The organism is Methyloversatilis sp. (assembly GCF_051861465.1).
Taxonomy (GTDB): Bacteria; Pseudomonadota; Gammaproteobacteria; order Burkholderiales; family Rhodocyclaceae; genus Methyloversatilis.
This window is the reverse complement of record NZ_JBHYCQ010000009.1, coordinates 1-23,288: the sequence shown is the minus strand read 5'-3', so window position 1 is coordinate 23,288 and position 23,288 is coordinate 1. Positions and strand designations below refer to the sequence as shown.

The 23,288-nt window shown below is 62.3% G+C and carries 25 protein-coding genes and 1 rRNA gene; 13 read left to right on the top strand and 13 right to left on the bottom strand.

What is annotated here, in order from left to right; translation table 11 throughout:
- Positions 1-2: 2 nt before the first annotated feature.
- The 9 genes from ACTIFF_RS13695 to ACTIFF_RS13655 all read right to left on the bottom strand — a co-directional run bounded on the left by ACTIFF_RS13695 (position 3) and on the right by ACTIFF_RS13655 (position 9,385).
- The gene (locus ACTIFF_RS13695; RefSeq protein WP_439537332.1) at positions 3-392 is read right to left on the bottom strand and encodes a ribonuclease domain-containing protein; all 390 of its coding nucleotides are present in this window, start codon (positions 390-392) and stop codon (positions 3-5) included.
- Positions 393-401: 9 nt separating this feature from the next.
- Positions 402-2,195: an aspartate--tRNA ligase gene (aspS, locus tag ACTIFF_RS13690; protein WP_439537331.1), complete on the bottom strand. Its 1,794-nt coding sequence runs from the start codon at positions 2,193-2,195 to the stop codon at positions 402-404.
- Positions 2,196-2,239: 44 nt separating this feature from the next.
- Complete coding sequence (locus ACTIFF_RS13685) at positions 2,240-2,869, bottom strand: DUF502 domain-containing protein (RefSeq protein ID WP_439537330.1); 630 nt, start codon at positions 2,867-2,869, stop codon at positions 2,240-2,242.
- Entirely contained in the window at positions 2,869-3,189 is a 321-nt protein-coding gene (locus tag ACTIFF_RS13680; protein WP_439537329.1) for an FmdB family zinc ribbon protein, read from the bottom strand. Before ACTIFF_RS13680 ends, ACTIFF_RS13685 begins: the two co-directional genes overlap by 1 nt.
- Before the next feature lie 121 nt (positions 3,190-3,310).
- A complete protein-coding gene (locus tag ACTIFF_RS13675) occupies positions 3,311-4,165 on the bottom strand; it encodes a prepilin peptidase (RefSeq protein ID WP_439537328.1) in 855 nt (284 codons plus the stop codon).
- A gap of 18 nt (positions 4,166-4,183) precedes the next feature.
- Positions 4,184-5,416 carry a type II secretion system F family protein gene (locus ACTIFF_RS13670; protein ID WP_439537327.1) on the bottom strand — a complete coding sequence of 411 codons (1,233 nt, stop codon included), beginning with the start codon at positions 5,414-5,416 and terminating at the stop codon, positions 4,184-4,186.
- Between the two features lie 59 nt (positions 5,417-5,475).
- Positions 5,476-7,191, bottom strand: coding sequence for a type IV-A pilus assembly ATPase PilB (gene pilB, locus ACTIFF_RS13665; RefSeq protein ID WP_439537326.1), 1,716 nt, complete (start codon positions 7,189-7,191; stop codon positions 5,476-5,478).
- 100 nt (positions 7,192-7,291) lie between these two features.
- Positions 7,292-8,569 carry an HlyC/CorC family transporter gene (locus ACTIFF_RS13660; protein WP_439537325.1) on the bottom strand — a complete coding sequence of 426 codons (1,278 nt, stop codon included), beginning with the start codon at positions 8,567-8,569 and terminating at the stop codon, positions 7,292-7,294.
- Between the two features lie 3 nt (positions 8,570-8,572).
- Positions 8,573-9,385 carry a cytochrome C assembly family protein gene (locus ACTIFF_RS13655; RefSeq protein WP_439537324.1) on the bottom strand — a complete coding sequence of 271 codons (813 nt, stop codon included), beginning with the start codon at positions 9,383-9,385 and terminating at the stop codon, positions 8,573-8,575.
- A gap of 37 nt (positions 9,386-9,422) precedes the next feature.
- Between ACTIFF_RS13655 and ffh the strand changes: the two genes are divergently transcribed.
- Both ffh and ACTIFF_RS13645 read left to right on the top strand, forming a co-directional pair.
- Positions 9,423-10,778: a signal recognition particle protein gene (gene ffh, locus ACTIFF_RS13650; protein WP_439537323.1), complete on the top strand. Its 1,356-nt coding sequence runs from the start codon at positions 9,423-9,425 to the stop codon at positions 10,776-10,778.
- Between the two features lie 19 nt (positions 10,779-10,797).
- Complete coding sequence (locus ACTIFF_RS13645; protein ID WP_439537322.1) at positions 10,798-11,424, top strand: response regulator transcription factor; 627 nt, start codon at positions 10,798-10,800, stop codon at positions 11,422-11,424.
- 6 nt (positions 11,425-11,430) lie between these two features.
- On the opposite strand, the gene ACTIFF_RS13640 is transcribed toward ACTIFF_RS13645, so the two are convergent.
- Both ACTIFF_RS13640 and ACTIFF_RS13635 read right to left on the bottom strand, forming a co-directional pair.
- Positions 11,431-12,042: a lytic transglycosylase domain-containing protein gene (locus tag ACTIFF_RS13640; RefSeq protein ID WP_439537321.1), complete on the bottom strand. Its 612-nt coding sequence runs from the start codon at positions 12,040-12,042 to the stop codon at positions 11,431-11,433.
- Positions 12,042-13,769 (bottom strand): proline--tRNA ligase, encoded by a 1,728-nt coding sequence (locus ACTIFF_RS13635; RefSeq protein ID WP_439537320.1) that lies wholly within the window; start codon positions 13,767-13,769, stop codon positions 12,042-12,044. The genes ACTIFF_RS13640 and ACTIFF_RS13635 overlap by 1 nt, the downstream gene beginning before the upstream one ends.
- Before the next feature lie 144 nt (positions 13,770-13,913).
- On the opposite strand from ACTIFF_RS13635, the gene ACTIFF_RS13630 reads away from it, so the two are divergent.
- The 3 genes from ACTIFF_RS13630 to coq7 all read left to right on the top strand — a co-directional run bounded on the left by ACTIFF_RS13630 (position 13,914) and on the right by coq7 (position 15,777).
- Positions 13,914-14,489, top strand: a complete 576-nt coding sequence (locus ACTIFF_RS13630; protein WP_439537319.1) for an RNA pyrophosphohydrolase — start codon at positions 13,914-13,916, stop codon at positions 14,487-14,489.
- Between the two features lie 82 nt (positions 14,490-14,571).
- Positions 14,572-15,153, top strand: a complete 582-nt coding sequence (locus tag ACTIFF_RS13625) for a CNP1-like family protein (RefSeq protein ID WP_439537318.1) — start codon at positions 14,572-14,574, stop codon at positions 15,151-15,153.
- Positions 15,154-15,777 (top strand): 2-polyprenyl-3-methyl-6-methoxy-1,4-benzoquinone monooxygenase, encoded by a 624-nt coding sequence (gene coq7, locus ACTIFF_RS13620; RefSeq protein WP_439537317.1) that lies wholly within the window; start codon positions 15,154-15,156, stop codon positions 15,775-15,777.
- 13 nt (positions 15,778-15,790) lie between these two features.
- Here coq7 and ACTIFF_RS13615 read toward each other — a convergent pair whose 3' ends face one another.
- Entirely contained in the window at positions 15,791-16,213 is a 423-nt protein-coding gene (locus ACTIFF_RS13615; RefSeq protein WP_439537316.1) for an OsmC family protein, read from the bottom strand.
- A 500-nt stretch (positions 16,214-16,713) separates the two neighbouring features.
- On the opposite strand from ACTIFF_RS13615, the gene rplM reads away from it, so the two are divergent.
- The 6 genes from rplM (at position 16,714) to erpA (ending at position 20,261) form a co-directional block, all read left to right on the top strand.
- Positions 16,714-17,142, top strand: a complete 429-nt coding sequence (gene rplM, locus ACTIFF_RS13610; RefSeq protein WP_069038506.1) for a 50S ribosomal protein L13 — start codon at positions 16,714-16,716, stop codon at positions 17,140-17,142.
- Between the two features lie 13 nt (positions 17,143-17,155).
- Positions 17,156-17,554, top strand: coding sequence for a 30S ribosomal protein S9 (gene rpsI, locus ACTIFF_RS13605; protein WP_069038505.1), 399 nt, complete (start codon positions 17,156-17,158; stop codon positions 17,552-17,554).
- A gap of 124 nt (positions 17,555-17,678) precedes the next feature.
- Entirely contained in the window at positions 17,679-18,710 is a 1,032-nt protein-coding gene (argC, locus tag ACTIFF_RS13600) for an N-acetyl-gamma-glutamyl-phosphate reductase (protein WP_439537315.1), read from the top strand.
- Positions 18,711-18,811: 101 nt separating this feature from the next.
- Positions 18,812-19,438 carry a DUF6776 family protein gene (locus ACTIFF_RS13595; RefSeq protein ID WP_439537314.1) on the top strand — a complete coding sequence of 209 codons (627 nt, stop codon included), beginning with the start codon at positions 18,812-18,814 and terminating at the stop codon, positions 19,436-19,438.
- A gap of 23 nt (positions 19,439-19,461) precedes the next feature.
- A complete protein-coding gene (locus ACTIFF_RS13590) occupies positions 19,462-19,863 on the top strand; it encodes a bactofilin family protein (protein WP_306476235.1) in 402 nt (133 codons plus the stop codon).
- A gap of 47 nt (positions 19,864-19,910) precedes the next feature.
- Complete coding sequence (gene erpA, locus ACTIFF_RS13585) at positions 19,911-20,261, top strand: iron-sulfur cluster insertion protein ErpA (RefSeq protein WP_439537313.1); 351 nt, start codon at positions 19,911-19,913, stop codon at positions 20,259-20,261.
- 16 nt (positions 20,262-20,277) lie between these two features.
- On the opposite strand, the gene ACTIFF_RS13580 is transcribed toward erpA, so the two are convergent.
- A complete protein-coding gene (locus ACTIFF_RS13580) occupies positions 20,278-21,366 on the bottom strand; it encodes an anhydro-N-acetylmuramic acid kinase (protein ID WP_439537312.1) in 1,089 nt (362 codons plus the stop codon).
- A gap of 108 nt (positions 21,367-21,474) precedes the next feature.
- Between ACTIFF_RS13580 and tyrS the strand changes: the two genes are divergently transcribed.
- Together tyrS and ACTIFF_RS13570 are read left to right on the top strand one after the other, a co-directional pair.
- The gene (gene tyrS, locus ACTIFF_RS13575) at positions 21,475-22,677 is read left to right on the top strand and encodes a tyrosine--tRNA ligase (RefSeq protein WP_439537311.1); all 1,203 of its coding nucleotides are present in this window, start codon (positions 21,475-21,477) and stop codon (positions 22,675-22,677) included.
- Positions 22,678-23,025: 348 nt separating this feature from the next.
- Positions 23,026-23,288, top strand: a 16S ribosomal RNA gene (locus tag ACTIFF_RS13570); the annotation flags it as partial.

Below are 23,288 nucleotides of genomic sequence, written 5' to 3'. Positions count from 1 at the left end.
GGTTACTCCTTGATTCGGCGGAAACTTCGGTAGTGATCGCCCGTGTAGTAATACTCGTCCGAAGTACGCACGTCGCGTCCGGTGCCCTCGCCAGCGACGATGCGCCGCGCGCCGCGGTGATTCAAACCGGGCGTGCGCACCGTGTATTCGCGGTAATAGCCGCGCTGGCGCGCCGGCAGCAGACGTTCGCGGTTCTGGAACACCACGCCGTCACGCGAGTACGGAAACGGCCCGCCCTGCTTGATCAGCATCAGCGTGCGCGCGGCCTCCGGTGGCAATCGGTCGAGGTCGACCTCGGGCAGACCGCCGGGCGGCGCGAAGCCGCTGAGCAACAGCCAGAGCAGTGCAAGCACCGCACTGCGGCCGGTCCTGCGAAAAAATCCCGAGGTCATCAGGCGTGCTTACTGCGCAGGGTCCGCCTTCGCGGTGTTGCGCAGGCGGATGTGCAGGTCGCGCAACTGGCGCTCGTCCACCGGGCTCGGCGCCTGTGTCAGCAGACACTGTGCGCGCTGGGTCTTCGGGAAGGCGATCACGTCGCGGATCGATTCGGCGCCGGTCATCATCGTGACGATGCGGTCCAGACCGAAAGCCAGGCCGCCGTGCGGCGGCGCGCCGTACTTCAGCGCGTCGAGCAGGAAGCCGAACTTGAGCTGCTGCTCTTCCGGGCCGATGTTGAGTGCCTCGAAGACCGTTTCCTGCACGTCTGCGCGATGGATACGCACCGAGCCGCCGCCGATTTCCCAGCCGTTGAGCGCGAGGTCGTAGGCCTTGGCCAGACACTTGCCCGGATCGGTCTTCAGCAGGCCGATATGATCGTCCTTCGGGCTGGTGAAGGGGTGGTGGCAGGCGTTCCAGCGCTTTTCGTCCTCGTCGTATTCGAACATCGGGAAGTCGATGACCCACAGCGGACGCCAGGCGTCGCCGGTGACGAACTTCTTTTCATGGCCGATCTTCAGGCGCAGCGCGCCCAGCGCGTCCGAAACCACCTTGCTCTTGTCGGCGCCGAAGAAAATCACGTCGCCGCTCTGCGCGCCGGTGCGCGCCATGATGGCGGCCAGCGATTCAGGGCTCAGGTTCTTGACGATGGGCGACTGCAGGCCTTCCTCGTTCAGCTTTGTGACGTCGTTGACCTTGATGTAGGCCAGACCGCGTGCGCCGTAGATCTTGACGAATTCGGTGTAGCTGTCGATCTCACCGCGCGACAGCGAGGCGCCGCCGGGCACGCGCAGCGCGGTGACGCGGCACGCCGGGTCGTTGGCCGGGCCCGAAAACACCTTGAAGGCGACGTCCTTGACCGCATCGGCGACATCGACCAGTTCGAGCGTGACGCGCAGATCCGGCTTGTCGGAACCGAAGCGGTCCATCGCTTCGGCGTAGGTCATGCGCGGGAACGGCGACGGCAGTTCGACCGCGAGTGCCTCCCTGAACACGTAACGGATCATCTCTTCCATCAGCGCGGTGATTTCGTGCTCGTCGAGGAAGCTGGTTTCGATATCGACCTGGGTGAATTCCGGCTGGCGGTCGGCGCGCAGGTCTTCATCGCGGAAGCACTTGGTCAATTGATAGTAGCGGTCGTAGCCGGCCACCATCAGCAGCTGTTTGAACAGCTGCGGCGACTGCGGCAGCGCGAAGAAATGACCATCGTGCACGCGGCTGGGCACCAGATAGTCGCGCGCGCCCTCCGGCGTACTCTTGGTGAGCATCGGCGTTTCGATGTCGATGAAGCCCTTTTCGTCGAGGAAGCGTCGGAACGCCATCGCCGTCTTGTAGCGCAGCATCATGTTCTTCTGCATCGCCGGCCGGCGCAGGTCGATCACGCGGTGCGTCAGGCGCACCGTTTCCGACAGGTTCTCGTCGTCGAGCGGGAAGGGCGGGGTGACCGATGGGTTCAGCACTTCGACTTCGTGCGCCAGCACTTCGATCTGGCCCGATACCAGATTGGCGTTGGTGGTGCCTTCCGGACGGCGGCGCACGCGGCCGGTCACCTTCAGACAGAACTCGTTGCGGACCGATTCGGCCACGGCAAAGGTGTGCGCGCGATCGGGGTCGCACACGATCTGCACCAGGCCTTCGCGGTCGCGCAGGTCGATGAAGATGACGCCGCCGTGATCACGCCGGCGGTGCGCCCAGCCGAACAGTGTGACGGTCTGATCAAGATAGCCCGCATCGAGCAGGCCGCAGTATTGCGTACGCATGGTGTATTTCCGGAAGAGAGAAGGGGCGCGGCCGCGCCCCGGTTTCAGTTATCGAGTGCGGGCACGACCGTCTTCTGTACCCTGGGTTTGCGGGCGGGCGGCACAACGCCCATCGACACGATGTATTTCAGCGCTTCGTCCACCGTCATGTCGAGTTCGATCGCCTCGCTGCGCGGCACCATCAGGAAGAAGCCCGAGGTCGGGTTGGGCGTGGTCGGCACATAGACGCTGATGTGGTCGGTCAGGTGGTTGGCCACGTCGCCGCCCGGCTGGCCGGTCATGAAGGCGATGGTCCAGCTGCCCTGGCGGGGGTACTGGATCAGCATCGCCTTGCGGAAGGCCTCGCCCGAGCTGGAAAACAGCGTGTCCGACACCTGCTTGACGCCGTTGTAGATCGACTTGACCACCGGAATGCGCGACAGCAGGCTTTCCCAGTAGCGCAGCAGGCGCTGGCCGATGATGTTGTGGCCTACAACGCCACTGATCAGGATGATCAGCACGGTCAGGATGACGCCCAGACCCGGAATGTCGAACCCGAAAAGCTGCTCCGGCCGCCATTTGTAGGGCACCAGAAGCATGGTTGAATCAAGCGTGCCGAGAATCCACGCGAGCACCCAGAGGGTGATCGCGAGCGGAATCCACATCAGCAGACCGGTGATGAAATAACGTTTCATCAATGGCAGGCGCACGGGCCGCCGCAAGCCTTCGGCGCGGCCGGACTGCTGTCGGTCGAAGCCGGTTCGGCAGAGGATCCCGATGACGCCTCCTTCGGGGCATCGGCGCTGGCTGCGGGGCTGGACGGCTTTGCGCCGCCGCCCTTGAAGTCGGTTGCATACCAGCCGCTGCCCTTGAGCTGGAAGCCGGCGGCGGAAAGCTGCTTGATGAAGGTCGATGCGCCGCAGGCCGGACAGACTGTCAGCTTCGCCTCGCTGATTTTCTGCATCACATCTTTTTCATGACCGCAGGACGAGCAGCGGTAACCGTAAATCGGCATGTCAGGCTCCGGAAAACGCAGAAGTATAGATTAAGGCATTGTTGCACATGCACATTTCAGTCCATGTGCGGCAATCGTGAGATGAGGGTTGGCGTGCCGGAATCAAGTCCGGGTCTGCCGTTCAGAAAGCACCGAGATAGGTCTGGTTGATCGACTGCCCGAAAAACAGGGCCAGCACACCGGCTGCCGCCAGATAGGGACCGAATGGAATGGGCACGTTGCGGCCGTGCGAGCGGAAGACAATCATCGCGATGCCGACGCCGGCACCGACCAGCGACGACAGCAGGATGACCACCGGCAGCATCTGCCAGCCGAGGAAGGCGCCGATCGCAGCCAGCAGCTTGAAGTCGCCGTAACCCATGCCTTCCTTGCCGGTAACCAGTTTGAAGGCCCAGTAGACCGACCACAACACCAGGTAGCCGACGATGGCGCCCGCCACCGCCGAGGACAGATCGGTGAAACCGCCGACCAGATTGAGCAGCAGCCCGGCCCAGACCAGAGGCAGCGTGATGCTGTCGGGCAGAAGCTGGGTATCGAGATCGATGAAGGTCAGGGCGATCAGTGACCACAGGAACACCAGTGCGCCAGCCAGCAGCAGCGTCGGGCCGAAACTGAGGGCGCAGACGGTACTGAGCAGGCCGGTCAGCAGTTCGACCAGCGGATAGCGCACGCTGATCGGCGTCCGGCAGGCGCTGCAGCGACCGCGCAGCAGCGCCCATGACAGCAGCGGGATGTTCTGCAGCGCGGTAATGGCGTGGCCGCAGGATGGACAGCGGGAACGCGGTGAAGAGAGGGTCAGTGGATCAGCCGGTGCAGGCGTCTGGCCGGCAAGTTCCGCGCACTGTGCCGCCCATTCGCGTTCCATCATCAGCGGCAGGCGATGGATCACCACGTTCAGGAAGCTGCCGACGGCCAGCCCGATGAGGCCGCACAGCAGCGCCAGCGGCCCGGACTGGGCCAGCAGGTCGATGTTCATGAAGTGACCTGCCTGCGCTCAGACCGACTGCGCGACCTTGAAGATCGGCAGATACATGGCCACCACCAGACCGCCGATCAACGTACCCAGTACCACCATGATGATCGGCTCCAGAAGACTGGACAGCGCCTCCACCGAGTCATCGACCTCCTGTTCGAAGAAGTCGGCCACCTTGGACAGCATGGCGTCGAGCTGCCCGGATTCCTCGCCGATCGACGCCATCTGGATCACCATCACCGGGAACACATTCGTGTTCTGCATCGCCACCGTGAGGCTGGTACCGGTACTCACCTCCGACTGGATCTGCTTGGTTGCCATGCGGTAGATGTGATTGCCGGCGGCGCCGCCGACCGAATCGAGCGCTTCGACCAGCGGTACGCCGGCCGCGAACATCGTCGACAGCGTGCGTGCCCAGCGCGCGATGGTGGCCTTGCGCACGATGTCGCCCATCACCGGCAAGCGGAGCAGCAGCCGGTCGACGGCAATCTGCAGTGGCAGCGAGCGCTTGAGCATGTACGCGAAGCTGACGAAGGCGCCGACGGCAACAAGCGCAATGAGCCAGGAATAGGCGACGAAGGCGTCCGAGATCGCAATGACAACCAGCGTTGGTGCCGGCAGGTCTGCACCGAAGCTCGAAAACACCTTCTTGAACTCCGGGATGACGAAAATCATGATCACCGCGGTGATGATGATTGCGATGCCCAGCACCGATGCCGGATAGAACATGGCCGACTTGATCTTGCCCTTGATGGCCAGGATCTTCTCGCGATAGGTCGCCAGCCGGTCGAGCAGGCTGTCGAGAATACCGGCCTGTTCGCCGGCCGACACCAGGTTGCAGAACAAGGGATCGAAGTGCTGCGGGTATTTGCGGAAGGCCTGGTTGAGGCTCGAGCCGGATTCCACTTCGAGTTTGATGTCGCCCAGCAGGCGCGACACGGCGCCATTCGCAGCGCCCTTGCCGACGATGTCGAAGGCCTGCAGCAGTGGTACGCCGGCTTTCATCATCGTCGCGAGTTGGCGCGTAAACAAGGTGATGTCCTTTTCGGTCACCTTGCCACCGCGCCCGAAGCTGCGTTTCTTGACCTTGGTGACCAGAATGCCCTGACGGCGGAGTGTGGCCTGGACCATGGCCTCGCCGCCGGCGCGCATTTCTCCGCGCACCTGCTTGCCACTCTTGTCCTTGCCTTCCCAGTTGAATACCTGGTCCTTGGAACCGCTGTCCTTGCGTACGGGTCGGGTTGCGGTGGCCAAATCAAGCTCCTAGCGCGGTATGTCCGCTCGTGCTGGCGCGGCGGGGGTGCCGCGACCGTTCATTCATTGGTGCAGGCAAGCACTTCCGCCAGCGAGGTCACTCCCTGCTTGACCTTCAGCAGACCCGACTGTCGCAAATCCTTGACGCCGTCGCGCCGGGCCTGCTGCGCGATGTCGATCGAGTTGCCATTGGTCATGATGATATGCGCAATCTCGTCCGAGATCGGCATCACCTGGTAGATGCCGACCCGGCCCTTGTAGCCGCTGTCCTTGCAACGCTCGCAGCCGACAGGGCCGTAGGGCTGCCAGCTGCCGTCGAGTTCTTCCTCTGTGAAACCGGCTTCGAGCAGGGCTTCGACCGGAATGTCCATCGGTTGCTTGCAGGAGCATAGGCGCCGCGCAAGGCGCTGTGCAGTGATCAATATGACGCTTGATGCAATATTGAAGGCGGCGATGCCCATGTTGCGCATGCGGTCGAGCGTGGTCGGGGCGTCGTTGGTGTGCAGCGTCGACAGCACAAGGTGGCCGGTCTGGGCGGCCTTGATCGAAATTTCGGCCGTTTCGAGGTCGCGGATTTCGCCCACCATGATCACGTCCGGATCCTGCCGCAGGAAGGATTTGAGCGCTGCAGCGAAGGTCAGGCCGGCCTTGTCGTTTACATTGACCTGATTGACGCCGGGCAGGTTGATTTCAGCCGGATCTTCGGCAGTCGAAATATTCACGCCGGCCTGGTTCAGGATGTTCAGGCAGGTATAGAGCGACACGGTCTTGCCCGAACCGGTCGGGCCGGTCACCAGAATCATGCCGTAAGGACGTCCGATCGCATTCATCAGCGCCGCGCGCTGCGGAGGCTCATAACCCAGCGCGTCGATGCCGAGCATGGCCGAGCTGGGATCGAGAATCCGCATGACGATCTTCTCGCCGTGCAGCGTCGGCAGCGTGCTGACCCGGAAGTCGATGGCGCGCGTCTTGGACAGCACGAATTTCATCCGGCCGTCCTGTGGCACCCGCTTTTCCGAAATGTCGAGCCGGGAAATGACCTTGATGCGCGACGCGATCTTCTCGCGCAGCACCAGCGGCGGCTGGGTGATTTCACGCAGCACGCCGTCGGTGCGGTAGCGGATGCGGTAATACTTTTCGTACGGCTCGAAGTGGACGTCGGACGCCCCCTCGTTGATCGCGTCGAGCAGGATTTTCTGGATGAAGCGCACCACCGGTGCGTCGTCGATCTCGACCGTGCCGGTGTCGTTGCTGGCGGCGTCCTCATCGGGCGCCATTTCACCGTCGAAGTCGAAGTCGGCCGAAGAGAGTGATTCCAGCGTCTTCTCGACCGATTCCGACAATTTGTCGACCAGCGCAAACAGCTTGTCCGTTTCCACCACAACCGGATCGACGGCCAGTCCGGTCTGGAAGCGGACCTCATCGATGGCGCGCAGATTGGAGGGGTCGGCGATCGCCACAGCCAGCCGGTTGGCGCGCTTCTTCAGCGCGAGCACGCGATGCGCGCGCATCAGCTTCTTGTCGATCGCGTCGGTCGCGAACTGGTCGGGGTCGTACTGCGTCAGGTCGAGCAGCGGATAGCCGAAGGTTTCCGATGCAAACACGGCCGCATCACGGGCGGTCATCTTGCCGCTCGCCACGAGCTGGGCGACGAAACCGGCCCCCGACTGATCGCCTTCACGGGTCAGCGTGCTGGCTTCCGTCTCGGTCAGGCGGCCGTGCTGGGCCAGCGCGCGCGCCAGACCTGACAGGGAGCTTTTTGCTGTAGCGGCCATGATCGGAGTCGGAGACGTGTGTGCGAAAGTTGATAAATCGCCTTTGATGATGACGATTCAGGCTTGATCTGTAAACGGTTTCTGGCGCTTCAGCGCCGTTTCAACGTTTCGATTCGTCGACCGGTTTGAACAGGCGCACGCTGCGCACCATTCGGTCTTCGGTATGCAGTATTTCCATCGTCACATTATCGATCCGTACCGAAAGCCCGGATTCAGGGATGTCCTGCAGGTGGTCAAGCAACAGCCCGTTCAGTGTTTTCGGCCCCTGAAGCGGGAGGTTGAGCCCGAGCTTGCCATTCAGTTCGCGCAGGCTGCGGCTGCCATCGACGATGACGCTGCCGTCCGCCCAGGCCAGCGAGAGGGCACTGCCCGGCTGGCCGGTGGTGAACTTGCCCACAATCTCCTCGATGATGTCCTCCAGGGTGACCAGTCCCTCGACCTCGCCGTATTCGTTCACCACCAGCGCCAGGCGCTGTCGGTTCTCCTGGAAGAACTGCAGCTGGCTATAAAGTGGTGTCGCCGACGGCACGAAGTAGGGCTTGGTCAGCAGCGCACGGATTTCATCCTTGTCGAGTTCGCCCGCTGACAGCGCGCTGACCACCCGCCGCTGCGGCAACACGCCGAGCACCCGGTCCAGTTCGCCGACATAGACCGGTACCCGGCCGTGGTGACTGGTTGCAATCTGGTGCTGGATGTCCGGCAGCGGCTGTTCGAGGTCGATCGCCTCGATCTGGTTGCGCGGGGTCATCACGTCCTCGACCGTCACGTCCTCCAGCTCGAACAGGTTGATCAGGATGCGCCGGTGAGCAGCGGGGATGAAATGGCCCGATTCGGTCATCAGCGCGCGCAGCTCGTCCGCCGACAGCGCATGACCTTCTTCCTGGTCGCCCGGGTTCAGGCGGGTGATGCGCAGGATGCCCGAAACGAGCAGATTGACCGACCAGATGACCGGATAGAACACCTTCAACAACGGCTTGAGCACGAACGCGACCACCGGGGCGATCGAATTGGCGTAGCCCGCGCCGACCACCTTGGGCGTGATCTCGGAAAAAACCAGGATGAGGAAGGTGATCAGCAGCGTGCCGATCGCGAGTGTCAACTCGCCTTCGCCGAACAGGCCGATCACGATCACCCCGGTCAGCGTGGCGGCCGCGGCATTGACCAGATTGTTGAACAGCAGGATGACGCCGAGCAGCTTGTCGGTCTGTGCCAGCAGGTCGAGCGCGTGCTGTGCGCCGCGCGAGCCACCTTGGGCCGCCGCCTTCAGCCGGTAGCGGTTGGACGCCATCATCGCGGTCTCGGCCATCGAGAAGAAGCCCGACAGCACCAGCAGCACGGCCAGCGCCACGAACTGGCTGGACAGGGGGATCGAATCCATCGCTCAGGTACGGCCGAGCACGACCTCGAGCACGAAGCGCGTACCGATATAGGCGAGCAGCAGCACGAAGAAGCCGCCCAGCGTCCAGCGCAGGGCGAGCCGGCCGCGCCAGCCGCGGAAGTGCCGCCCGGCCAGCAGGATGCCGAACAGCACCCAGGACAGGATCGCGAAGAAGGTCTTGTGATTGAAGGTGAGCGGCTTGCCGAATACCTGTTCCGAAAACACGATGCCGCTGACCAGCGTGGCACTCAGCAGCACGAAAGCGACCGTGATGAGCCTGAACAACAGCCCTTCCATCACCAGGAGCGGCGGCATGTTGTCGAGCAATCGGGTCAGCCGGCCCTTGTGCAGGCTGCGCTCGACCGCCGACATCAGCATCGCGTGCAGCGCGGCCAGGGTGAACAGGCTGTAAGCCGTCATCGCCATGACGAAATGAGTGCGGAACAGCAGGTTGTCGGCATTGCCGATCGCGTGACGGTCCGGCCAGATGACGGGAATCGCGGCGCACACCGCAGCGACCGGCAGCGCCAGCGTGTGCAGGCCATCCAGTCGCGACGACAGGCTTTCCACCCAGTAGAAAACGAGCGCCAGCCAGGTCATCACGGCCAGCGCGTCGGCCGCGCCGAACCGCATCTGGCCGTCCGGGAAAAGCTGGTGCGACAGCACCACGCCATGCACCACAAGCGCGAAGGCCAGCGCTGCGGTGCGCGTACTGCTGCCCGGCGCCGACAGTGCTTGGGCCAGCATGGCAGGGCGGGTAAGCCAAAGCGCCAGTGCGGCGTACAGGGCGGAAGGGAGCAGTTCGATTAGAATCATTCCTCCCAGTTTAACCCAAGGCGCAGGCCGCCCCGACATGCTAGACAACCTCACCCAACGGCTCGCCAAGGTCGTCAAGACGCTGCGCGGTCAGGCCCGCCTGACCGACGAGAACATTGCGGACATGCTGCGCGAGGTGCGCATGGCCCTGCTTGAAGCCGACGTCGCCCTCCCTGTCGTGAAAGACCTGGTCGCAAAGATCCGCGAAAAGGCGGTCGGTCAGGAAGTGGTCGGGTCACTCACGCCCGGCCAGGCGCTGATCGGCGTCGTGCATGACGAACTCACTGCGCTGATGGGCGGCGCGTCGGTCGGTCTGAACTTCGCTACCCAGCCACCTGCCATCGTGTTGATGGCCGGCCTGCAGGGTGCCGGCAAGACGACCACGGTCGGCAAGCTGGCCAAATGGTTGAAGGAGACGCAGAAGAAAAAGGTGCTGACGGTGTCGTGCGACATCTATCGCCCGGCCGCCATCGAGCAGTTGCGCACCGTCACCGGCCAGGCCGGCGCCGAGTTCTTTCCGTCGACGCCCGACCAGAAGCCGGTCGACATCGCGCGCGCGGCGGTCGAATTCGCGAAAACCCGTTACTTCGATGTGCTGCTGGTCGACACCGCGGGCCGGCTGGCGGTCGACCAGCCGATGATGGATGAAATCCGTGCGCTGCACGAGGCGATCAAACCGATCGAAACGCTGTTCGTTGTCGATGCCATGCTGGGTCAGGACGCGGTCAATACCGCCAAGGCGTTCAAGGATGCGCTGCCGCTGACCGGCGTCGTGCTGACCAAGCTCGATGGCGATGCGCGCGGTGGCGCAGCGCTGTCGGTGCGCCATGTGACCGGTGCGCCGCTGAAGTTCGCCGGCGTCGGCGAAAAGCTGACCGGACTGGAGGAGTTCCATCCGCAGCGCATGGCGTCGCGCATTCTCGGCATGGGTGACATCCTGGGTCTCGTCGAAGACGCGCGCCGTCAGGTCGACGAGGATCAGGCGCGCGATCTGGCGCAGAAACTCAAGAGCGGCAAGGGCTTCGATCTCAATGACTTCAAGCAGCAGATCGCGCAGATGCGCAAGATGGGCGGCCTGTCGGCGCTGATGGACAAACTGCCGGCGCAGTTCGCCGGTGCTGCCCAGCAGATGCAGGGTGGCCAGGACGACAAGGCCATCCGGCGCATCGAAGGCATCATCAATTCCATGACGCCGACCGAACGCACCAAGCCCGAACTGATCAAGGCGAGTCGCAAACGGCGCATCGCAGCGGGTTCCGGCACATCGGTGCAGGAGGTGAACCGGTTGCTGAACCAGTTCGAACAGACGCAGAAGATGATGAAGCAGTTCTCCAAGGGCGGCATGCAGAAAATGATGCGCAGCATGAAGGGCATGCTGCCGGGCATGCGCTGAGCGCGCGGAGCCGGTCGCCGTGGTCCGCGAGTTGGTATGCGTCGTCGATGACGACGAGCGTGCCCGCCGCGCGCTGGCGGAAGCGCTCGAGGGACCGGACATCGATGTGCAGGTGTTTGCCGGTGCCGGTTCGCTGCTGCAGAACCGCAGCGCCATCGCGCGCGCGGCCTGCCTGGTGGTCAGCGCGACCTTGCGGGACATCGGCGGCGTCGAGTTGCAGTCCAGTCTGCGCGCCATCGGCAGCCGCGCCCTGATCGTGTTCGTGTCCGGCCCCTGCGAGGTGAGTCAGGCGGTCCAGGCGGTGCGCGGCGGTGCGCTGGATTTCCTGCTGAAACCGGTCGATCCGGTGCAACTGCGCGAACGGGTGAATGAAGCGATCGGCATCCACAGTGCGCAGCGCGGCCGGCGCAGCCGCCTTCATGCGGTCGGACAACACCTGGGAACGCTGACCGCACGCGAGCGCGAAGTGCTCGAACGCGTCATGGATGGGCGTCAGAATGCGGAGATCGCAGTCGATCTCGGCATCAGCACGAAAACGGTTGAACAGCACCGCGCGCGGATGATGACCAAGATGAAGGTCGATTCGCTGGCCGAACTGGTGGTTCAGGTCACCGAATGGCGATTGCTCTCGGAGCCATTGCGCTGACCCGGTTCAGGGGTTGCTGGCACTCAAGCCGGGCCAGGACCAGTGACGCTCCCACGCACCGCGCACCAGATTCGGGTATTCGGCCTTGCCCAGGCTGCCGTTGTAGCGCCCGAGCGCCCTGAACAGGTTGCCCTTCTCGATGTCGAGATAGTGGCGCAGGATCGTGCAGCCGAAACGCAGGTTGGTGCGCAGGTGGAACAGGTTGCTTTCCTCGTTGCCGATCAGCTTCACCCAGAACGGCATGACCTGCATGTAGCCGCGCGCACCGGCGCTCGAAACCGCGTACTTGCGGAAGCCGCTTTCCACCTGGATCAGGCCGAGCACAAGCTGCGGGTCGAGCCCGGCCCGCGTCGCCTCGTAATGCACCGCCTTCAGGAATTCCATGCGCCCGGCTTCGTCCGGCATGCGTTTGGTCAGCCGCTCGGACATCGTGTTCAGCCAGAGCTGACGTTCGGCCGACGCGCCGCCGGCTGACTCCGGTGCCGGTCGGTCACTGATCGCCCGGTGCAGGGCCGCGCGCACGCTGTCGGCCAGCGGCTCGTACTGCTGAGACGCTTCCGCGCCGCCCGTCAGCGAAGCGAGCAGCAGGGCGAAGCAGGCGAGCCGAGCGCGTCTCATCAGTGTCCCGCAGGGGCGCCCAGAAGTCCGGCCACGGCGTCCGGCGCCACCTTGTGCACCACGCCCTCGCGCCGGTGCTGGTACTCGACCACCCCTTCTTTCAGGCCGCGCTCGCCGACCGTGATGCGATGCGGCACGCCGATCAGCTCCCAATCGGCAAACATCACGCCCGGGCGCTCGTCGCGATCGTCGAGGATGACGTCGAAGCCCTTCGCAACCAGTTCGCCGTACAGCGACTGCGCCGCGTCGCGCACGGCGTCGGACTTGCTCCAGCCAACCGGGCAGATCACGACTTCGAACGGCGCGATCGTCTGCGGCCAGATGATGCCGCGCTCGTCGTGGTTCTGTTCGATCGCTGCGCCGACCAGACGCGTCACGCCGATGCCGTAGCAACCCATCACCATGGTGCGCGGCTTGCCGGTTTCGTCGAGATAGGTGCAGTTCATCGCTTCCGAGTACTTGGTGCCGAGGAAGAACACATGGCCGACCTCGATGCCGCGCTGGATGGCCAGCACGCCCTTGCCGTCCGGTGACGGATCGCCTTCAACCACGTTGCGCAGGTCGGCGACCGCTTCGGGCTCCGGCAGGTCGCGGCCCCAGTTCACGCCGGTCAAGTGGGCGTCCGGCCGGTTGGCGCCGGTGACGAAGTCGTTCATGTTGGCGACCGTCAGGTCGGCCACGATGCGCACCGGCTTCTTCAGGCCGATCGGCCCGAGATAGCCCGGTACGCAGCCGAAGTGCTCGACGATCTCCGCTTCGGACGCAAAGCGGAATCCGTCCTTGAGACCCGCCAGCTTCGATGCCTTCACTTCATTCAGTTCGTGATCCCCGCGCAACATGAGCAGCCACAGTTCGGTCCTGCCTTCCTTTTCGGCCGCAAGCACGATGGACTTGACGGTCGACGCCAGCGGGATGCCCAGCAGCGCCGAAACATCCTCGCACCGCGTCGTGCCCGGCGTCGGTGTGACAGCCATCACCTGCGTCGCTGTTCCGCGTTGCGGGATCAGCGACACGGCCTGCGCCAGTTCTATATTGGCGGCGTAGTCGGACTCGGGGCACCAGGCGATCAGGTCTTCGCCGGTGTCGGCGATCACCTGGAATTCGTGGCTGCGCGAGCCGCCGATGGCGCCGGTGTCAGCGGCAACGGCGCGAAACTGCAGGCCGAGCCGGTTGAAGATGCGCAGATAGGCGTCGAACATGATGTCGTAGCTGCGGCCGGCAGCGTCATCGTCACGATCGAACGAGTAGGCGTCCTTCATCGTGAACTCGCGCCCGCGCATCACGCCGAAACGCGGCCGGCGCTCATCGCGGAATTTGGTCTGGATGTGATAGAAATTCTTCGGCAGCTGGCGCCAGCTGTGGATTTCGGCCCGCGCAATATCGGTCACCACTTCTTCCGACGTCGGCTGGATGATGAAGTCGCGGTCGTGTCTATCCTTCACGCGCAGCATTTCCGGACCCATCTTGTCCCAGCGCCCGGTCTCCTGCCACAGCTCGGCCGGCTGGATGAGCGGCATCAGCAGCTCGATCGCGCCGGCCTTGTTCATTTCGTCGCGGATGATGCCTTCGATCTTGCGGATGACCCGCAGACCCATCGGCATGTAGTTGTAGATGCCGCCGGCGAGCTTGCGGATCATGCCGGCGCGGGTCATCAGCTTGTGCGATACGACCTCGGCGTCCGAGGGGCCTTCCTTGAGTGTGGAAATGAAGAATTTGCTGGCGTGCATGAAGTTCGCGAACCCGGGAGTGGTGAAGTGGCCAACCTGCGATTCTAGCCGCTTGGCGCCAATAGGCTGAAGCGGAGGCCTTTGCTTCAATTCGGTGACGAATTGTGGAAGAATCCACAAAAATTTCATCAGGCAGGTTCAGTCATGCTCGACCGGGAAGGGTACCGCCCGAACGTCGGCATCATCCTCATCAACGGGCGCAATGAGGTCTTCTGGGGAAAGCGCATAGGCGAACACGCCTGGCAGTTTCCGCAAGGAGGCATCAACCACGGTGAATCGCCTGAGCAGGCGATGTACCGCGAGCTCTGGGAAGAGTTGGGGCTACGTCCGCAGCATGTGCGCATCGTCGGGCGAACCCGCGACTGGTTGCGCTATGACGTGCCGCGCAACTGGGTGCGGCGCGAGTGGCGCAGTGCGTATCGCGGCCAGAAGCAGATCTGGTACCTGTTGCGCATGGTGGGTCGCGACTGCGATGTCTGCCTGCGCGCCACCGATCATCCCGAGTTCGACGCTTGGCGATGGCACGATTACTGGATTCCGCTGGATTCGGTCATCGAGTTCAAGCGGCAGGTCTATCAGCAGGCGCTGACCGAACTGGCGCGGCTGGCCTTCCGGAACGCCCGCGCGAAAGGCTGCTCGAGTCATGGCGACGACGAGGAACACAAGGTTGCGCCGCTTCCGGACGATTCACGACCGGACTCTGTTTCCCCGGCGCCTTGAGCGCGTCGTATTTCGTCCGGGCTGGGCAGGTTCTGCAGCAAGCTGCGGAACCTGCTTCAACCAAGGACCCTCAACTGCTCATATGTCGATCAAACATTTTCCAGCCGCCGGACGTCGTGCTGCGGCTTTGTTGCTGTGCTTCTGGATGACCGGCGCAGGTGCGCAGATCACCGACTGGCAGAAGCCGGATCCCTATCGCGGAGAAGAAGCCGGGGAACCGGGCGAACTCAAGGAAGACGACTACGCGTTGCCCGATGTTGTACAGGCGACGGACTGGGTCGAATTTCATGTCGGTTCCGAGACGCGAAACCGCTACTTTGTAGCGCGCGCGAGTATCAGCGTGGGCAAGGACGAGGTGACGCGCTTCATCTCGCGTGTGCTGACGGCGGGTGGCGCAGAGACTGTGTCGGTCGAGGGCATCCGCTGCGCAACAGCGGAACGCCGTCTGTATGCCTATCTCAGGGCTGGGGCGGGCTGGGTGACTCCGCGTGGTGTGCGCTGGTCTCCGGTTTACACCGGCAATCGCTTCAACGCCTATCACTACGCTTTGTTCGATGGTTTGGTGTGTGCGGGCGATCGCCCGCAGACCCCATCTCAGGCGATCGAGCTGATGGCGGCCAGCTTCAAGCCGCGTGTGGGCACGCCACTTACGGGTTATCGCTGAATGTTCCTTGACCGCCTGATCATAGAGCTTGATCGCGCACTGCGGACGCTGGCAGCTCCTGCGCGCACGGCGCGCCCGATTCCGGGTTCCGAACTGCCGGAGCCGGATCTCGATGACAGCCAGCGTCGTCATGTTGGTGCGCTGATGCGCATCAACCATGTGGGCGAGATCTGTGCCCAGGCGCTTTATCAGGGGCAGGCGCTGACGTGTCGCGATCCGTCTGTTCGCGATGCGTTGCGTCAGGCGGCCATCGAGGAAACCGAACACCTGTGCTGGACTGCGTCACGCATCGGCGAACTCGGTGCGCGGACCAGTCTGCTGAATCCACTCTGGTACGGCGGTGCACTGCTTGCAGGCGTCTCCGCAGGATTGGTCGGCGACAAGTGGAATCTGGGTTTTCTGGCGGAAACGGAAAGGCAGGTCGAGACGCATCTGCAGGGGCATCTGGACCGCCTGCCGGCAGCTGACCAGAAATCCTGGCGGCTGCTCGAGCAGATGAGGCAGGACGAGCGACAGCACGCGCGCGTAGCGGAAAGGTTGGGCGCGGCAGAATTGCCGACGCCTGTCCGGGCAGTGATGCGCGCGTCGTCGTCGGTGATGACACGACTGGCCTACCACGTCTGACGGCGCCAGCCGATCAGTCAGATGTTTCGGTGATTTCCCAGGTGTGCTCGATACGTGCCGTCTGGCCGAGCATGATGGAAGCCGAACAGTACTTTTCAGCGGACAGATGGATCGCGCGCTCGATCACCTCGGGTTTGAGCTGCCGGCCGCTGATCTTGAAGTGGAACCCGATTCGGGTGAATACCTTTGGATCTTCAGGCGCGCGATCTGCCTTCAGTTCCACTTCGCAACCGGTGACCGCCTGGCGACTTTTCTTCAGTATGAGCATGACGTCGAAAGCGGTGCAGCCTCCCGTTCCGGCGAGCAGCAGCTCCATTGGCCGCGGTGCCATATTGCGGCCGCCGGCCTCTGGCGCGCCGTCCATATTCAGCATGTGGCCGGAGCCCGTCTCGGCCACGAAGCTCACACCGTCCAGCCACTTCACGACACATTCCATTGCGCCATCTCCTGTAAGAGCGCGTGATTGTAATGCTCAGAGGCGATCAATCGGCGAGCACCGAGATTGTTGCAATGCGTCACGAGGCGGGCGGCAATGCGAAGTAATCCGCATTTTCGAAGGGTTGATTTTCTGGCTTGCAAGAGAGTGGTCTGCAACTCAATGAAAATTTGAGTTTTTTATGGCACCAGGGCGGCGCTGGTACACATGTCGGATGTGCCGCGTCACTTGTGCGACGCAAAAATTTCTTGCTTACGCGGATCGGCTGGACAATAATCCAGTCAAGTTTTGAGAACGATCGTTCACGTGGCGCCTGCCGCCGGCTTTGCGGTCGTTTCTCCGCAGGTGTCTCCTCCACCCTCCTCCTTTGGTGTGGATTTAGCGCGACTCAATGAGTCGCGCTTTTTTTATTCGGGCGTCGAGCATTGACACGCCTGACTCCGCGGGCTATATTCGCCGGCTTTTGGGCGATCTGGCCCGAAATCATTGGGACGTTCGAGATGAAAACCTTTTCAGCCAAGCCGCACGAAGTCGAGCGCGACTGGTATGTCGTCGATGCCTCTGACAAGGTGCTCGGGCGCCTGGCCAGCGAAATCGCACGCCGTCTGCGCGGCAAGCATAAGCCTGTATTCACGCCCCACGTTGATACAGGTGATTACATCGTTGTCGTGAACGTCGAGAAGCTGCGCGTCACCGGCAACAAGGCAGAGGACAAGAAGTACTACCGCCATTCGGGTTACCCCGGCGGTATCTACGAAACGAATTTCACGAAGCTGCAGCAACGCTTCCCGGAGCGTGTTCTTGAGAAGGCCGTCAAGGGCATGCTTCCGAAGGGGCCGCTCGGCTACGCAATGCTTAAGAAGCTGAAATGCTACGCGGGAACGGATCATCCGCATACCGCGCAGCAACCCAAAGCGCTGAACATCTGAGGACGGTCCGGTCATGGCTTTCAATGTTGATTATTACTATGGCACGGGACGGCGCAAGACTGCGGTTGCCCGCGTGTTCCTCCGTCCGGGCAAGGGCGCGTTCGTTGTTAACGACAAGCCGGTTGACGAGTTCTTCTCGCGCGAAACAGGCCGCATGGTCGTGCGCCAGCCGCTCGAACTGACCGAACATGTCAGCACGTTTGACATCATGGTGAATGTGATCGGTGGCGGCGAATCGGGTCAGGCGGGCGCGGTTCGTCACGGCATTACCCGTGCGTTGATCGACTATGATGCAACGCTGAAGCCGGCGCTCAGCAAGGCTGGGTTCGTTACGCGCGACGCACGTGAAGTGGAACGCAAGAAGGTTGGCTTCCACAAGGCACGTCGTCGCAAGCAGTTCTCGAAGCGCTGATTCGTCAGCCGCCTCACCCGGAGAAGGCCGCCTCGACAGCGGCCTTTTTCGTTTCTGGCATGATGCGGCGGGTGCATGGAAGCTAAGTGCGCCCTGCGCTGCATCCATTCAAAGGGGAATAGACGTGGCAATCCGGGCTGGTATCGTCGGTGGAACGGGTTATACGGGCGTCGAATTGCTGCGATTGCTCGCTCGGCATCCAGACGTGGAGTTGAAGGTGATCACCTCTCGCGGCGATGCCGGCAAACCCGTGGCCGACATGTTTCCAAGCCTGCGTGGACACGTCGGTCTGCGTTTTGCCGACCCCGCTGAGGCGGGCCTGGAGGACTGCCATGTGGTCTTCTTCGCCACGCCGAACGGCATCGCCATGCAGCAGGTGCCAGCACTGCTGGCGGCAGGGGTGAAAGTGATCGACCTTGCTGCGGATTTTCGCTTGAAGGAAGAGGCCGTCTGGGAAAAATGGTACGGCATGCCGCACGCCTGTCCGCACATCCTTGCTGAAGCCGTTTATGGTTTGCCGGAAGTGAATCGGGCGCAGATTCGTTCCGCACGCATCGTCGCGAACCCTGGCTGCTACCCGACAGCGGTGCAACTTGGATTCATCCCGTTGATCGAAGCAGGTGTGATCGATCCCGCCAGTCTGATCGCCGACGCCAAGTCCGGCGTGTCCGGTGCGGGGCGCAAGGCAGAAGTGCATACGCTTTTCGCTGAATCATCGGATAATTTTAAGGCGTACGGGGTCCCTGGACACCGCCACCTCCCTGAAATCCGGCAGGGCCTTTCGAATGTGGCAGGCACCGAAATCGGTCTGACGTTCGTGCCGCATCTGACGCCTCTGATCCGCGGCATTCACGCCACCCTGTATGGCCGCCTGAAGAAGGAATGTGACCTGCAGGCGCTGTTTGAGGAGCGCTACGCTGACGAGCGTTTCATTGATGTCCTGCCAGCGGGCAGTCATCCCGAAACGCGATCGGTTCGAGCGTCCAACACTTGCCGCATCGCGGTTCATCGCCCGCAGGGAGGCGATACGGTGGTTGTCCTCAGCGTAATCGACAATCTGGTGAAGGGTGCAGCGGGGCAGGCGGTGCAGAACATGAACCTGATGTTCGGGTTCGATGAGTCGTGTGGACTAGAGCTCGTACCGGTCTTGCCGTAAAGGCGCGTCGCTGGCGTTCGCGCCACGGCATCGCAGCCCGTCAGGTTGCGGTGCGTTCGCACGCGCCCTGGTATCTCAAGGCGCTTGCGGTCACGGGTGTCGTGGCGATTGCGCTGGTCCTTGCACAAGTCATTTTCGATGCCGGACGCGGCTGGGTGGGGCTGGACGTTTCTGGAATGCAGTCGGAGGCGCGTTCGCTCCGGGAGCGCGTGTCGGTGCTTGAAGGCGAACTGGCGGGTATTCGTCAGCAAGCCGACGCAGCGCACAGCACGTTGCAGATCGAGCGAAGCGCGCAGGAACAGCTGACATCCCGTATTCGCTCCCTCGAAAGCGAAAACAGCCGCCTGCGCGAAGATATGCTGGTATTCGAAAGTCTGGCCGGTTCATCCGGCGCCGAGCAGGGCTTCAAGATCAACAGATTGGTGCTCGAACCCGATGGCGACGCCGGGCGCTATCGCTATCGCATGCTGATCATTCGCCAGGGCGGCAAGCCCGACCGGGACGCCCTTGGGGCCTACGAGATTGTTGCGACAATTGATCAACATGGGCACGATGCTAATATCACATTCCCGCCTAAACCCGGCGACGCCTCGCATCGGGTCGCCTTCAGGCACTTTCAGCGTGTAGATGGCGTAATTACCCTGCCTGATGGCGCGCGGCTGAAGTCGATAGAAGTCCGCTTTGTTCAGGACGGGCAGATCAGGGCGCGCGCGACCGCCGCGGTTTGACTCGACAATCCTTGGAGGACGGCATGTTCGGAAAGAAGTCGAAGAAGCCCAGCAACCGGATCGACAGCCTGATTGGCGCCGGCACCCGAGTGGTCGGTGACGTACATTTCAGGGGTGGTCTGCGCATTGACGGTGAAGTGGTGGGCAATGTCCGCGCTGATGGGGATGAATCCAGCACACTGGTGCTGAGCGAGCATGCGCGGATTGAAGGTGCCGTCTCGGTAACCCATGCCATGGTGAATGGCCTCGTCAACGGGCCCATCGTATCGTCCGAGTTTCTTGAGCTTCAGCCGCAGGCACGAATTTCCGGCGATGTGGTCTATAACAGGCTGGAGGTGCATCTTGGTGCTATCGTCAAGGGGCAGCTTGAACACCAGAACGCGGCCCCGCGTGCGATAGAGCTAAAATTGGCCAGTGGAAGTTGAGTTGAACGAACCTGTCTTGTAGTGCAGCAACCTTGGAGTGACGAAACATGAATGCAATGACCGAAATGCCGATGCCGCTGCTTTTTTCCGACAGCGCGGCAAACAAGGTCCAGGAGCTGATCCTCGAAGAGGGTAATCCTGACCTGAAGCTGCGCGTTTTCGTGTCGGGCGGTGGATGTTCCGGTTTCCAGTACGGCTTCACTTTCGACGAAGTTACCAACGAAGACGACACCGCGCTTGAAAAGAACGGTGTGACGCTGTTGATCGATCCGATGAGCTATCAGTACCTGGTTGGCGCAGAGATCGATTACACCGAGGGCCTCGAAGGTGCTCAGTTCGTGATCAAGAACCCGAACGCGACGTCGACCTGCGGTTGCGGCTCGTCCTTCTCGGTCTGATTCTGCAAGCTGATTTCTAGGCCGGCCACACGGCGCCCAGTATTCGGGGGCCGCGGGCGCCGGTGACGTTCGCTACGTTGCCGGCCTCGCCGCGCAAGGTGCGCCGCGCAAGCCACGCAAACGCGAGGGGCTCAACGCTGTCGGGCGCCACACCCCAGTGGGCGGTGCTGATGACCTGAGCTCGTGTATGGGCCTGCAGTCGGCGCACGAGATACGTGTTCAATGAGCCACCGCCGCACACGGCGATCTCATCAGCCCTGAAACCGGCGGACGCCAGCGCCTCGCATACCGATACTGCGGACAGTTCCGTCAGGGTGGCCTGAACGGCCTCGGCGCGCTCGCTACCCGACAACAGCGAATCCAGCCAATCGAGATTGAACTGCTCGCGCCCGCAGCTCTTTGGTGGCTGCCGCGCGAAGAACGGATGCGACAGCAACCGATCGAGCAGTGTCCGATCCACCTTCCCGGTTGCTGCCCACGCGCCATCGGCATCGTAGGGAAGCCCGCGCGCGCGCGCGATCCAGCCGTCCATCAGCACGTTGCCGGGGCCGCAGTCAAATCCACGTACCGGCTCGCCCGGCGCCAGAAGTGTCACGTTCGCCATGCCGCCGATGTTCAGTACCACGCGCGATCGCGTTGCATCTGAAAAAACGTGGGCGTGGAACGCCGGCACGAGCGGCGCACCTTGTCCGCCCGCCGCAATGTCGCGCGTGCGGAAATCGGCGACCACGGCAATCCCGGTCAGCTCGGCCAGCAGTGAGGGTGCGTTGATCTGCAACGTGTAACCATCGTCCGGCATGTGCCGGACGGTCTGGCCGTGGCAGCCGATGGCGCTGACATCTGCGGCAGACAGCCCGGCCGCGGCGAGCAGTCCGGAAACCAATTCGGCGCTGATATGAGCCAGTGCAATGGCTGCACGTTGCGATCGATGTATTTCGTCCGGTCCGCTCGCGCACAGCGCAGTCAGTTCATCGCGCAGCGTGATCGTGTAGGGCCGGTGTGCATGCGCCAGCAGGGCTGGCCGTTCAGCCGAAAAATCGACCAGCACCGCATCAATTCCGTCGAGGCTGGTGCCCGACATGATTCCGACGAACAGCTCCCTCATGAGCCTTCCCGTCGGCGCGGTCCCGCGCTTGCTATACCATCGCGCGATTTGCACGTCGGCCGGCCTGATCTGGGCGAGCCGGCGTTTCTGGATAGCCGGAGTACAGTCATGTCAGATGTCGAACAAGCGTTGCACTGGATAAAGCGTGGCGTGGAAGAGTTGTTGCCCGAGGCTGATCTGGTAGAGAAGTTGAAGTCCGGGCGCCCGCTGAGGGTCAAGGCCGGCTTCGATCCTACAGCACCGGACCTGCATCTTGGGCACACGGTATTGCTGAACAAGCTGAAGCACTTTCAGGATCTCGGTCACCACATCCTGTTCCTGATCGGTGACTTCACCGGCTCGATCGGTGACCCGACCGGCAAGAATGCGACCCGGCCCCCACTCAGCCGCGAACAGGTGCTTGCCAATGCGCGCACCTATCAGGATCAGGTCGGCAAGATCCTTGACCCGGGGCGCATGGAGGTTGTGTTCAATTCGACCTGGATGAACGACCTCGGCGCCGAGGGCATGATCCGCCTCGCTTCGCGCCATACGGTGGCCCGAATGCTCGAGCGCGACGACTTTGCAAAACGCTATGCCGGCAATCAGCCGATTGCCATCCACGAATTCCTTTACCCGCTTTGCCAGGGCTATGACTCGGTCGCATTGAAGGCCGATGTGGAACTCGGCGGGACCGATCAGAAGTTCAACCTGCTGATGGGGCGCGAGCTCCAGAAGCAATACGGACAGCCGCAGCAGGTTGTACTCATGATGCCGCTGCTTGAAGGGCTGGATGGCGTCAACAAGATGTCCAAGTCCCTCGGCAACTATATCGGTGTATCCGAGCCCCCCAACGAGATCTTCGGCAAAGTGATGTCGGTGTCCGATACGCTGATGTGGCGCTATTTCGAGCTGTTGTCGTTCCGCAGCAGTGCTGAGATCGAAGCGCTGCAGACAGAGACGCGGGCAGGCCGCAATCCGCGCGACGCGAAAGTGATGTTGGCGCAGGAGATCGTTGCGCGCTTCCATGGCGCGCCTGCGGCTGACGCTGCGCTGCGAGACTTCGAAACCCGGTTCCGGCAAGGCGGTGTGCCGGATGATTTGCCGGAGGTGATGCTTCAGGCGCCGCCATCCGGCTTGCCGATTGCCCAGGCGTTGAAGTCTGCTGGGCTCACGGGAACGACATCGGAGGCGCTGCGCATGATCGAACAAGGCGGTGTACGTCTCGACGGCGAGAAGGTATCCGATCGCGGTCTGTTGCTTGCAGCGGGGACAAACGTGGTGGCGCAGGTCGGCAAGCGAAAATTCTGCAGGATCATTCTCGGCCAGTGATGACCCGTTAGTCCGCTGATCGAACGGGGGATTTTTATACGTTTGTCGTGTTGCAGCGGATTGGCGTGGGTGCGATGCGAAAAATATTCAGGATTCTTTCGAAAAGGTATTGACGGCCTTTCGATTATCCGTAGAATGCGCACCTCTCGTTGCTCAGCAGCGAAGCTCTTTAAAAACACAAACAGCCGATAGGTGTGGGCACGGCATGGTTGTAACGGCGTGTGGATGTCGTTTCGGGGGAACCTGGGGTGATGGAAGCGCGCATGACAACTAAATTGAAGTGCTCATACGAATCAAAGGTTTTAAGCGAAAGCTTATACCTGTGAATTCTGTTGAGTTTTGGGAATTAAACTGAAGAGTTTGATCCTGGCTCAGATTGAACGCTGGCGGAATGCTTTACACATGCAAGTCGAGCGGCAGCGCGGGGCAACCTGGCGGCGAGCGGCGAACGGGTGAGTAACACATCGGAACATACCCAGTCGTGGGGGATAACACTTCGAAAGAAGTGCTAATACCGCATACGTCCTGAGGGAGAAAGCGGGGGATCTTCGGACCTCGCGCGATTGGAGTGGCCGATGTCAGATTAGCTAGTTGGTGGGGTAAAGGCCTAC